Source organism: Pseudomonas sp. ADAK2 TE3594, from assembly GCF_053628675.1.
Window position 1 is genome coordinate 3776799 of the sequence record NZ_JBRJGV010000001.1, and the last position, 12091, is coordinate 3788889.

Genomic DNA, 12091 nt, shown 5'->3' on the forward strand with positions numbered 1-12091 from the left:
CATTCGTGCCAGAAATTCCAAGCGATTGATCTGGCTTGAAAAACACGAAAAAGAAGGGAAAACCGCGTTCGTTGCTGAACAGAAATGAACAACCGCGGTTGAACAATTGAACAGTTCAACGATTGACAATGAACAAATGTGAACAACACTCTACAGACGTTTTCAGCCACACATTGCCCTGTAGGAGCCAGGCTTGCCGGCGAAGGCGTCGTCGAAATCGCCTTCGCCGGCAAGCCTGGCTCCTACAGGTATGCGTCGTGCCGGAAACACGTGCGAAATGTGCTCTTGTGCGTGAAAACCATAAAAACAATAAAAGCTTGCTCAGAGATCGACTGCCATGGCCGCACCCGCCCCGCCGCTCTCCCACGACGCCATCATCCTGGACTCCTGGTCTCGCTGCCGCGCGTTCGGGCTCGATCATCAGAGCGCGCCGGCGTTCGATCAGCTACCCGCCGATGGCATCGCCCAGTTGCTCGAGAGCCAGCATTCACTGGTGCAGACCACCCATCAGGAAGTCCTGCCGTATTACGAGAACATCCTCAGCAACTCCAATTGCCTGATCATGCTCGCCGACAATCAGGGCCAGGTGCTGACGTCCTGGGGTACCCAGCGTTTCATCGAGCCAAGCCTGACTCGCGGTTTCAGCGCTGGCGCCAGCTGGATGGAGCGTTGCAGCGGGACCAATGCGATCGGCACCGCGCTGGCCTGTGAGCAGGCGGTGCACATCGAGCATGATGAACACTTTCTCAAGGCCAACCGCTTCATGACCGGTTCCGCCGCACCGATTTTCGATGCCGAGCGCAAGGTGATCGCGGTGCTGGATGTGTCCAGCGACAGCTACCTGCCGCCGTCGCACACCCTGGGCATGGTCAAGATGATGAGCCAGACCGTGGAGAACCGGCTGATCCTCAACCTGTTCCATGGCCAGCATTTCCAGCTGACCTTCAACACCGGGCTGAACAACCTCGACAGCCAATGGGCCGGGTTGCTGATCTTCGATGAGACCGGTCAGGTGCTGTCGGCCAATCGTCGGGCCGACAACCTGCTGGGCATCAGCCTGTCGCGGGTCAGTGTCGAAAGCCTGTTCAAAGTCTCGTTGTTGGAACTGCTGAACCAGCCGGACGGCCTGCCGTTTGCCCTGCAAGCCTCGGGGCGCAACCGTTTCCAGTGCCTGTTGAAACGACCGAAACAAGCGCCGATTCAGGCGAGGCTGTTTTCTGAAATAAAGAGCGCTGAACCCACGGCGCCGGCGCCCACAGCGATCAGCCTCAATACCCTGCATTTTGGCGACAGCCGTGTGGAAAAAGCCGTGCGCCAGGCCGAACGCTTGCTGGAAAAGGACATCCCGCTGTTAATCCACGGGGAAACCGGAGTCGGCAAGGAAGTCTTCGTCAAAGCCCTGCATCAGACCAGTTCACGCAGCAAACAACCGTTCATTGCCGTCAACTGTGCAGCGATCCCCGCGGAACTGGTGGAATCCGAACTGTTCGGCTACGAGAAAGGCGCGTTCACCGGCGCCAATCAGAAAGGCAGCATCGGGCTGATCCGCAAGGCCGACAAAGGCACGCTGTTCCTCGACGAAATCGGCGACATGCCGCTGCCAACCCAGGCGCGGCTGTTGCGGGTGTTGCAGGAGCGTTGCGTGCAACCGGTGGGCAGCAGTGAGCTGTTCCCGGTGGACATTCGGATCATTTCAGCGACCAACCGCTCGTTGCGCGAACAGGTTCAGCTGGGGCGGTTCCGTGAGGATTTGTATTACCGCATCGGCGGTTTGACCCTGGAACTGCCGCCGCTCAGGGAGCGTAGCGATAAAGAAGCGCTGTTCAAACGGCTGTGGGAACAGCACCGCGAACCGAGCCAATGGGCTGGCTTGAGCCGTGAAGTGATGGAGCTGTTCAGCCGTCATCCGTGGCCCGGGAATTTGCGTCAGGTCAGCAGTGTGATGCAGGTAGCGCTGGCCATGGCCGAGGAACAACCGGTGCGGCCGGAGCATTTGCCGGATGATTTTTTTGTCGATCTGGAGATGGAGCCGGTGGATTCGCCGGAGCCGATAGTGGTTGATTTGAATGATGCCGAGGAATTGAATCGGCAGTTGCAGGCGGCTGGGGGGAATATTTCCCACTTGGCGCGGCGGTTGGGGGTTAGCCGCAATACCCTTTACAAGCGATTGCGCCAGGTTGAGTGACGAGTGAGCCGCACTGGCGGCGTTCGGCTTGAGAACATTCGCGGGCAAGCCTCGCTCCTACAGGGACCGCGCCGTTCGCCAATATCGTGAACGACGCGATCCCTGTAGGAGCGAGGCTTGCCCGCGAAGACGTCAGCCCAGACACCGCCTCACTTACGCTCAACCCACAAACAAAAACCCGCACAAGGCGGGTTTTGTTTTGTAGCAAACGCAGCGATCAGTCAGCCAATCGCCAGGTCGTCCCGCCCTTGCCGTCTTCCAGCACCACGCCCATGGCGGTGAGCTGGTCGCGGATGCGGTCGGATTCGGCCCAGTCCTTGTTGGCACGAGCCGTCAAACGAGCCTGGATCAGTGCATCGACCTCAGCCGCATCGACCCGCCCTTCGGCACCGGCCTGCAGGAAGTCATCGGCTTCGAGTTGCAACACACCCAGCACGCTCGCCAGTTCCTTCAAACGTGCCGCCAAACCAGCCGCCGCATCAAGATCGCTCTCGCGCAGACGGTTGATCTCGCGAACCATCTCGAACAGCACCGCACAGGCTTCCGGCGTACCGAAGTCGTCGTTCATCACCTGAGTGAAACGCTCGACGAACGCTTCGCCGCCAGCAGGCGCCACGTTCGGCAGGCCTTTCAACGCATGGTAGAAACGCTCGAGCGCGCCTTTGGCGTCCTTGAGGTTGTCTTCCGAATAGTTGATCGCGCTGCGGTAGTGGCTCGATACCAGCAGGTAACGCACGACTTCCGGGTGGTACTTTTCCAGCACGTCGCGAATGGTGAAGAAGTTGTTCAAGGACTTGGACATCTTCTCGCCATTGATGCGAATCATGCCGCAATGCATCCACGCGTTGGCGTAGGTCTTGCCGGTGGCCGCTTCGCTCTGGGCGATTTCGTTTTCATGGTGCGGGAACTCGAGGTCGCTGCCGCCGCCATGAATGTCGAAGGTCTCGCCGAGGCAGCAGGTCGACATCACCGAGCACTCGATGTGCCAGCCTGGACGTCCGTCGCCCCACGGCGAAGGCCAGCTCGGCTCGCCCGGCTTGGCGCCTTTCCACAGCACGAAGTCCAGCGGGTCCTGTTTCGACTCGTCGACTTCGATCCGTGCGCCAATGCGCAGGTCTTCGATCTTCTTGCGCGACAGCTTGCCGTAGCCCATGAACTTGGCTACGCGATAGTACACGTCGCCATTGCCCGGTGCGTAGGCATAGCCCTTGTCGATCAAGGTCTGGATCATGCTCTGCATGCCAGCGATATGATCGGTGGCCCGCGGCTCCATGTCCGGCTTGAGGATATTGAGGCGCGCCTCGTCCTCGTGCATCGCGGTGATCATGCGTTCGGTCAATACGTCGAACGGCTCGCCGTTCTCCTTGGCCCGATTGATGATCTTGTCTTCAATATCGGTGATGTTGCGCACATACGTCAGGTTATAACCGCTGAAACGCAACCAGCGGGTCACCAGGTCGAACGCGACCATGCTGCGGCCGTGGCCGATGTGGCAGTAGTCGTACACGGTCATCCCGCAGACGTACATGCGCACATTGTTGCCATCCAGCGGCTTGAAAACTTCTTTGCTCTTGGTGAGCGTGTTGTAGATCGTAAGCACTTTAGGTTCCTTGAATCACTGGCCCCACGAATCACGCAAGGTCACGGTACGGTTGAATACCGGAGCGCCCGGTTTCGAGTCCTTGATATCCGCGACGAAGTAACCTTCGCGCTCGAACTGGAAACGGTCTTCCGGCTGTGCATTGCCCAGCGAAGGCTCGGCACGACAACCAGTGAGAACTTGCAGCGAGTCAGGGTTGATGTTGTCCAGGAAACTGGCGCTGTCTTCGGCCTTCTCAGGGTTGGCCGAACGGAACAGGCGATCGTACAGACGCACTTCGCACTCGACGCTGGCCGCAGCCGGCACCCAATGCACCACGCCTTTGACCTTGCGGCCTTCAGGGTTTTTACCCAGGGTTTCCGGGTCGTAGGAGCAACGCAGTTCGACGATGTTGCCATCGGCGTCCTTGATCGCTTCGTCGGCACGGATCACGTAGCTGCCGCGCAGACGCACTTCGCCGTTCGGCTCCAGGCGCTTGTAGCCTTTTGGCGGCTCTTCCATGAAGTCTTCACGGTCGATATAGAGCTCACGAGCGAACGGCAGAACGCGCACGCCCATGTCTTCTTTCGGGTGGCACGCCAATTCGAGGTTTTCGACCTGGCCTTCCGGGTAGTTGGTGATCACGACTTTCAGCGGACGCAATACGCACATGGCGCGTGGGGCGCTGTGGTCGAGGTCGTCACGGATGCTGAATTCGAGCATGCCGAAGTCGACCACGCCGTCGGAACGGTTGGTGCCGATCATTTCGCAGAAGTTGCGGATCGATTTCGGCGTGTAGCCACGGCGACGGAAACCCGACAGCGTGGACATGCGTGGATCGTCCCAACCGTGAACGTGCTTTTCATCGACCAGTTGCTTGAGCTTGCGCTTGCTGGTGATGGTGTAGTTCAGGTTCAGGCGGCTGAACTCGTACTGACGCGGTTTCGCCGGTACTGGCAGGTTCTCGAGGAACCATTCGTACAGCGGACGATGGCTTTCGAACTCCAGGGTGCAGATCGAGTGAGTGATGCCTTCGAGGGCGTCCGACTGACCGTGGGTGAAGTCGTAGTTCGGGTAGATGCACCACTTGTCGCCGGTCTGATGGTGATGCGCGTGACGGATGCGATACATGATCGGGTCGCGCAGGTTCATGTTCGGCGAGGCCATGTCGATCTTGGCCCGCAGCACGCGTGCGCCGTCCTTGAATTCGCCGGCCTTCATGCGGGCGAACAGGTCAAGGTTTTCTTCAACCGAGCGGTCGCGGAACGGGCTGTTCTTGCCCGGTTCGGTCAGGCTGCCACGGTATTCCTTGGCTTGCTCGGGGGTCAGGTCGTCGACGTAGGCCTTGCCGGCCTTGATCAGCTCTACCGCCCAGTCGTGCAACTGGTCGAAATACTGCGAGGCATAGCGCACTTCACCGGACCATTCGAAGCCCAGCCATTTGACGTCGCTTTCGATCGCGTCGATGTATTCCTGGTCTTCCTTGGCCGGGTTCGTGTCGTCGAAACGCAGGTGCGTGACGCCGCCGAATTCCTGGGCCAGACCGAAGTTCACACAAATCGACTTGGCGTGACCGATGTGAAGGTAGCCATTGGGCTCAGGCGGGAAGCGGGTGACGATCTGCGTGTGCTTACCCGAGTCCAGGTCCGCCTGGATGATCGGGCGCAGGAAATTGACCGGCACGGCAGGGCCGGTCTTGGAATTCGAGGTAGGGTCGACAGTGGGCTTGCTCATAGGATCCTTGAACGTACAAGTGCGCGGCCAGTTGGCCAAATCAAAGCGGCTGTTATAAATCAAAGGGGCTTATCATAGCCGATGCTGTCAAGTGGCTGACAGAGCAGGCCGGCAATCGGTTGCATTTAATCGGCCGGCAATGAAAAACAGCCTCGAAATTCGCGCCCGGCACGCTAAACTGCCTGCCTTGGCCGACACTGGCCGGACTGGTTGAGGGCCTGAACGCCCCGAAACCCACGAATTCATAGAAAAAGAGTATCGATCATGACTCAAGTCAAACTGACCACCAACCATGGCGACATCGTCCTGGAACTGAACGCTGAGAAAGCCCCGATCACCGTGGCCAACTTCATCGAATACGTCAAAGCCGGTCACTACGAAAACACCGTTTTCCACCGTGTCATCGGTAACTTCATGATCCAGGGCGGCGGTTTCGAGCCAGGCATGAAAGAAAAGAAAGACAAGCGCCCAAGCATCCAGAACGAAGCCGACAACGGCCTGCCGAACGTGAAGTACAGCGTGGCCATGGCCCGCACCATGGAGCCGCATTCGGCTTCCGCCCAGTTCTTCATCAACGTGGCTGACAACAGCTTCCTGAACCACAGTGGCAAAACCACTCAGGGTTGGGGCTATGCCGTATTCGCCAAAGTAGTCGAAGGCACCGACGTGGTCGACAAGATCAAAGGCGTGGCCACGACTTCCAAAGCCGGCCACCAGGACGTACCAGCAGAAGACGTGATCATCGAGAAAGCCGAGATCATTGAGTGATACTGCTGATTTCAGACTTGCATCTGGAAGAGGAGCGCCCGGACATTACCCGGGCGTTTCTGGATTTGCTCGCTAGACGTGCCCGTTCAGCGAGTGCGTTGTACATTCTGGGCGACTTTTTCGAGGCGTGGATTGGCGACGATGCCATGACGCCGTTCCAGCGCTCCATCTGCCAGGCCCTGCGCGACCTCAGCGACAGCGGCACGGCCATTTTTCTGATGCACGGCAATCGCGACTTCATGCTCGGCCAGGCTTTCTGCAAACAGGCCGGCTGCACGTTGTTGAAAGACCCAAGTGTCGTGCAGTTCTACGGTGAGCCGGTGCTGTTGATGCACGGTGACAGCCTCTGCACCCGCGACGAAGCGTATATGAAGCTGCGGCGCTACCTGCGCAACCCGATCACCCGGTTCATCCTGCGCCATCTGCCCTTGCGTACTCGGCATAAACTGGCGCGCAAGCTGCGCAGCGAAAGCCGCGCGCAAACGCGGATGAAGGCCAATGACATTGTCGATGTCACGCCGGAAGAAGTGCCGCGGATCATGCAGCACTATGGCGTGAAAACCTTGATCCACGGGCATACCCACCGCCCCGCCATCCACAAGTTGCAGATTGGCGAGCAGGCGGCCAAACGCATTGTGTTGGGGGATTGGGACCGTCAGGGCTGGGCGTTGCAGGTGGATGAGAATGGGTTTGCGCTGGCGCCATTTGATTTTGGTAACCCGCGCCTGACTGCAGAATGAAACCCCTGTAGGAGCGAGGCTTGCCCGCGAAGGCGTCATATCAGTCAACATTGATGTTGAATGTGGCGACGTCTTCGCGGGCAAGCCTCGCTCCTACAGGGGTTCGATCAATGCCCTGCCGAGGCCGGGCCCGCCTTCGCCGCAAATGGCGGTTTCGCCAGCCACACCAGCAGAATCAACCCCATGAACGCCCACCCGAGCAACGTGAAGTAATCCACGGTGGAGAGCATGTACGCCTGGCTGGTCAGCACATGATCCAGCTGCGCATAGGCCGGATTGCCCGCCCCGCCGAGCGTGTTCAACGCCTCCCGGGTCGCCGGCTCATAGGTGGTGATGCTTTCACTCAAATACGCATGGTGCTGATCGGCCCGGCGAATCCAGATCCAGGTGGTCAACGACGCCGCAAAACTACCGCCCAGGGTCCGCAGGAAGGTCGCAAGACCCGCGCCGTCGGCAATCTGGCTCGGCGGCAAGTCCGACATCAAAATGCTCAGGGTCGGCATGAAGAATAGCGCCACCCCGATGCCCATGAATAGCTGCACCAGTGCGATGTGCTGGAAGTCCACTTCGTTGGTAAACCCGGCGCGCATGAAGCAACTCAAACCGATGCACAGGAACGCGCCACCGGCCAACAGTCGCAGGTCGAACCTGTGCGCGTACTTGCCGACAAACGGCGACAGCAGCACCGGCAAAATACCGATCGGCGCCACCGCCAGTCCGGCCCAGGTGGCGGTGTAGCCCATCTGGGTTTGCAGCCATTGCGGCAAGATCAGGTTGATGCCGAAGAACCCGGCATAACCGCCCACCAGCACGATGGTGCCGATACGGAAGTTGCGGTAAGCGAACAGCCGCAGGTTGACCACCGGGTGTTTGTCGGTCATTTCCCAGATCACGAACACCGCCAGCGCAATCACTGAAATAGCCGCGCCGACGATGATGAAGTTCGATTCGAACCAATCCAGATCATTGCCCTTGTCGAGGATCACCTGCAACGCGCCGACACCGATGATCAAGGTGATCAAACCGACGTAATCCATCGGCTGGTAACTGGTCACCACCGGACGTGCCTTGAGTTGCTGACGCACGACCATCACCGCGAAAACCCCGATTGGTACGTTGATAAAGAAAATCCACGGCCAGCTGTAGCTGTCTGTAATCCAGCCGCCGAGGATCGGCCCTGCAATCGGCGCCACCACCGTGACCATCGCCAGCAACGCCAGGGCCATGCCTCGCCTGGCGGGCGGATAGACCGCAATCAGCAGCGTCTGGGTCATCGGGTACAAGGGACCGGCCACCAGGCCTTGAAGCACCCGAAAGCCGATCAGCTCTGGCATCGAGGTTGAGATGCCACAGAGAAACGAGGCCAGCACGAACAGCATCGTTGCCCAGAGAAACAGCTTCACCTCACCGAAACGCCGGCTGAGCCAACCGGTCAGCGGCAGCGCAATGGCGTTGCTCACGGCAAACGAGGTAATGACCCAGGTGCCCTGCTCCGAACTCACGCCCAGGTTGCCGGAAATCGTCGGCAAGGCCACGTTGGCGATGGTGGTGTCGAGCACCTGCATGAAGGTTGCCAGCGACAGGCCGATGGTGCTGAGCAGCAGGCTGGGCGGCGTGAAAGACGCGTTATTGCTCATCGCAAATCCTTTGAAACCTGATTGGCGCTGCGCCTGTTACAGACGCAGCTGACCTTGTGGGAGCGAGCCTTTGTGGCGAGGGAGCTTGCTCCCGCTGGGTCGGTGTGATGACCAATCAGCGGTTCGCGGTTTTGCTGACCGCGGCGCTGTTGTCATGGATCAACTGGGTAATCATCGCGTCGGCCTCGGCCAACTGACGGTCGTAGATGCCAGTGCTGAACGAAGCCTTTTGCGGCGACTGTTGCGCCAGCACCGGACCGCTCTGGTCGCGCAGGTTCACATCGACCTGAGTCGACAGGCCGACCCGCAACGGGTGCTTGGCCAGCTCTTCGGCGTTGATATGAATGCGTACCGGCACCCGCTGGACGATCTTGATCCAGTTACCGGTGGCGTTCTGTGCCGGCAGCAAGGCAAACGCGCTGCCGGTCCCGGCGCCGAGGCTGTCGATGGTGCCGCTGTATTTGACGTCGCTGCCGTAGAGGTCGGCCTCGATGTCCACCGGCTGACCGATGCGCATGTCACGCAGCTGGGTTTCCTTGAAGTTGGCGTCGATCCACAGCTGATCCAGCGGGATCACCGCCATCAGCGCGGTGCCCGGCTGGACCCGCTGCCCCAGTTGCACGCTGCGTTTGGCCACGTAACCGGTGACCGGCGCGATCAAGGTGCTGCGGGCATGGGTCAGGTACGCCTGGCGCAGTTGCGCGGCGGCGGACATCACGTCCGGGTGCGACGACACCACGGTGTCATCCACCAGCGCGCTGGTGGTCTTAAGCTGCTGTTGGGCGTTGGCCAAGGCGTTTTGCGCCGAGGTCAGGTCGTCGCGAGCATGGGACAGTTCTTCCTGGGAAATCGCCCCGCCGGCGGCGAGGTTTTTCCGCCGATTGAAGTTGTCCTGCGCTTTCTGCACTTCGGCCTGCTGCGCATTGACCTGGGCTTTCATGCCGTCGACATTGCTGTACAAGCCGCGCACCTGGCGCACGGTGCGGGCCAGATTGGCCTGGGCACTTTGCAGGCCGACTTCGGCGTCGTTCGGGTCGAAGTTGATCAGCACCTGGCCTTCGTGAACCAGGTCGCCATCATCGGCGCCAATGCTGACCACGGTGCCGGTGACCAGCGGGGTGATTTCCACCACGTTGCCATTCACATAGGCATCATCGGTGCTTTCATTCCAGCGACCGAAGAATTGGTGATAACCCCAGACGCCGGCTCCGGCGAGGATTACCACGATTGTCAGCACAAACAGCATCACTTTGCGTTTGCGCGAATTGCTCGCGTCTTGAGTGTCGTCAGGGGTTGGAGTTGTATCGACTGTGGCCATGGCAAGTACCTCGAATTAGTTGTGCTGCGTGGCTGGGATTGCGTTGGCCGCGGTCAGGGTTTCGCCCTGAAAGCCGCCGCCCAGCGCTTGCATCAGTTGGATCGACAGGTCGATCTGCTCGGCATTCAGGTTGGCCAGCTGACGCTGGGCCTGGAGCAATTGCTGCTCGATGCTGAGCACGTCCAGGTAGTTGCCGATGCCGGAACCGTAGCGCTGGACCACGGTGTTGTAAGAATCCTGGGCAATGTCGGTGGCGTGTTGCTGGGCACCGATTTGCCGGCCGATATCGCGCAACTGGTTGATGGTGTCGCTGACATCGCCCAGGGCTTTCACCAGGCTTTTGTTGTACTGCGCCACCGCGAGGTCGTAATCGGCGTCGCGGAAATCGAGGTCGGCACGCAGGCGGCCACCGTCGAAAATCGGCACCGAGATCGTCGGCGCGACATTGAAGAAGCGACTGGCGGAACCGAACATCGCATCGCCCAGCAACGACTCCACACCAGCCGCCGCACTGAGGTTGAGGTTGGGGTAGAACCGGGTCTTGCCCGCCGCAATGTTTTTGCTCGCGGCCTCAACCCGCCAGCGCGCCGCCACCAGGTCCGGGCGACGACCGAGCAACTCCGCCGGCAGCACCGACGGCAACGCCACGGCGCTGGTCTGAAGCACTTTCGGTCGGGCGATTTCATTGCCGCGATCCGGGCCTTTGCCCAACAGCACCGCCAAGGCGATTTTCGCGCTTTGCAGACGTTTCTCGGCGTCGATCAGGCTGGCTTCGGCGCTGGCCTCCAGGCTTTCGGTCTGCTGGAACTGGTACTGACTGTCGATCCCCGAACTCAGGCGACGCTGGCTGAGGTCGAGCATTTGCCGGGTGCGCTTGAGGTCTTCGCTGGCCAGGTCATGGATGATATGCGCCTGCCCCAGATCGCTATAGGCGCGGGCGACGTCGGCGGACAAGGTCAGCTGCGCGGCCTGCTGATCGACTTCGGCGGCGCGGGCCTCGCCCAATGCGGCTTCCCAGGCGTCGCGCTGACCGCCCCAGAGGTCGAAGTTGTAATTGAAAGTGGCACCAACGTTGCGCACGGTGGAGTAGGTGCCGCCCTGCCCGCTCGGGTCCTGATCGCGAGCCAGACGCGAACGGCTGACACCGGCGCTGGCATCGAGGGTCGGCATCCGCTCGGCGTCGGCTGCATAGGCGGCGGCGCTGGCCTGATGGGCCCGGGCGTCGGCGATTTGCATGTCGGGGCTGTCGTGCAAGGCTTCGCGGATCAGACCGTCGAGTTGCGGATCGCCAAGGCTTTTCCACCAGTCGCTTTTCGGCCACGCCGCGGGCGACAGAGTCACGCCGTTGAGGGATTGCCCGGCCTTGAGATTTTTCGCATCGAGGCTAACGCCTTCGGTGGTCAGGCCGCTGTAACTGGCGCAACCGGCGAGGCTCATGGCCAACAGCACCAGGCTCAGGCCGCTACGCAGGCTTTTACTGTTCATGGCCACCTACCCGCAGCAGAGTGATCGAGTCACCCGCGGCTACCAGAATTTTCTTCAGGATCTGTTCCAGGGTTTTCAATTCTTCCGGGGTGATGGCGCCAGCCAGTTCATTCATCGCGTCGGCGCCGATCTGCGGCAACTGATCGGTCAGCTGCTGGCCCTGTTCGGTCAGCACCAGTTGAACCTGACGCCGGTCCGCCTCGGAGCGTTGGCGGGCGAGGAAACCTTTCTGTTCCAGACGATCGAGCATGCGGGTCATCGAACCGCTGTCCAGCGACAGGTGACGGCACAACTCGGCCGGGGTATCGACGCCGAACTGGGCCATGATGATCAGCACTTTGAACTGTGCGGCGGTAATGCCGTGGGGTTCCATGTGCGTGTCGATGATCCGGTCCTTGAGCAGCGCGGCGCGCCCGAGCAAAAGGCCGAGGTGGCAATTATGGAAATCGTATGAGGTGAAATGTTTCATCTGACCACCGATTAGCTGCCTAGGCAGTGAATGTATGTCGAGATGTTACTGCCTAGGCAGCGAATGTCAATGCAATAGTTAGGATGCTTTGTATTTGATTGATAAACGGCAATGGATTCTGCGGTGAATGCTCTGACGCCATCGCGGGCAAGCCCGCTCTCACGAGGTTCAGTGTG

The 12091-nt window shown here is 60.0% G+C and carries 9 protein-coding genes; 3 read left to right on the forward strand and 6 right to left on the reverse strand.

The window, feature by feature from the left end:
• Positions 1 to 337 precede the first annotated feature (337 nt).
• On the forward strand, positions 338 to 2185 hold the full coding sequence (locus AB7M22_RS16750; protein WP_454187146.1) for a sigma-54-dependent Fis family transcriptional regulator: 1848 nt from the start codon (positions 338 to 340) through the stop codon (positions 2183 to 2185).
• A gap of 217 nt (positions 2186 to 2402) precedes the next feature.
• Here AB7M22_RS16750 and cysS read toward each other — a convergent pair whose 3' ends face one another.
• Positions 2403 to 3785, reverse strand: a complete 1383-nt coding sequence (gene cysS / locus AB7M22_RS16755; protein ID WP_008014309.1) for a cysteine--tRNA ligase — start codon at positions 3783 to 3785, stop codon at positions 2403 to 2405.
• A gap of 15 nt (positions 3786 to 3800) precedes the next feature.
• A complete protein-coding gene (locus tag AB7M22_RS16760) occupies positions 3801 to 5498 on the reverse strand; it encodes a glutamine--tRNA ligase/YqeY domain fusion protein (RefSeq protein ID WP_427622692.1) in 1698 nt (565 codons plus the stop codon).
• 264 nt (positions 5499 to 5762) lie between these two features.
• On the opposite strand from AB7M22_RS16760, the gene AB7M22_RS16765 reads away from it, so the two are divergent.
• Together AB7M22_RS16765 and lpxH are read left to right on the forward strand one after the other, a co-directional pair.
• The gene (locus AB7M22_RS16765) at positions 5763 to 6266 is read left to right on the forward strand and encodes a peptidylprolyl isomerase (RefSeq protein WP_007896145.1); all 504 of its coding nucleotides are present in this window, start codon (positions 5763 to 5765) and stop codon (positions 6264 to 6266) included.
• The gene (lpxH, locus tag AB7M22_RS16770) at positions 6263 to 7006 is read left to right on the forward strand and encodes a UDP-2,3-diacylglucosamine diphosphatase (protein ID WP_454187147.1); all 744 of its coding nucleotides are present in this window, start codon (positions 6263 to 6265) and stop codon (positions 7004 to 7006) included. The genes AB7M22_RS16765 and lpxH overlap by 4 nt, the downstream gene beginning before the upstream one ends.
• 107 nt (positions 7007 to 7113) lie before the next feature.
• On the opposite strand, the gene AB7M22_RS16775 is transcribed toward lpxH, so the two are convergent.
• The 4 genes from AB7M22_RS16775 to AB7M22_RS16790 all read right to left on the reverse strand — a co-directional run bounded on the left by AB7M22_RS16775 (position 7114) and on the right by AB7M22_RS16790 (position 11915).
• A complete protein-coding gene (locus AB7M22_RS16775; protein WP_454187148.1) occupies positions 7114 to 8643 on the reverse strand; it encodes a DHA2 family efflux MFS transporter permease subunit in 1530 nt (509 codons plus the stop codon).
• A 115-nt stretch (positions 8644 to 8758) separates the two neighbouring features.
• Positions 8759 to 9961 (reverse strand): HlyD family secretion protein, encoded by a 1203-nt coding sequence (locus AB7M22_RS16780; RefSeq protein ID WP_454187149.1) that lies wholly within the window; start codon positions 9959 to 9961, stop codon positions 8759 to 8761.
• 15 nt (positions 9962 to 9976) lie between these two features.
• Complete coding sequence (locus AB7M22_RS16785) at positions 9977 to 11446, reverse strand: efflux transporter outer membrane subunit (RefSeq protein ID WP_454187150.1); 1470 nt, start codon at positions 11444 to 11446, stop codon at positions 9977 to 9979.
• Entirely contained in the window at positions 11436 to 11915 is a 480-nt protein-coding gene (locus AB7M22_RS16790) for a MarR family winged helix-turn-helix transcriptional regulator (RefSeq protein ID WP_007896150.1), read from the reverse strand. The genes AB7M22_RS16785 and AB7M22_RS16790 overlap by 11 nt, the downstream gene beginning before the upstream one ends.
• Positions 11916 to 12091 lie beyond the last annotated feature (176 nt).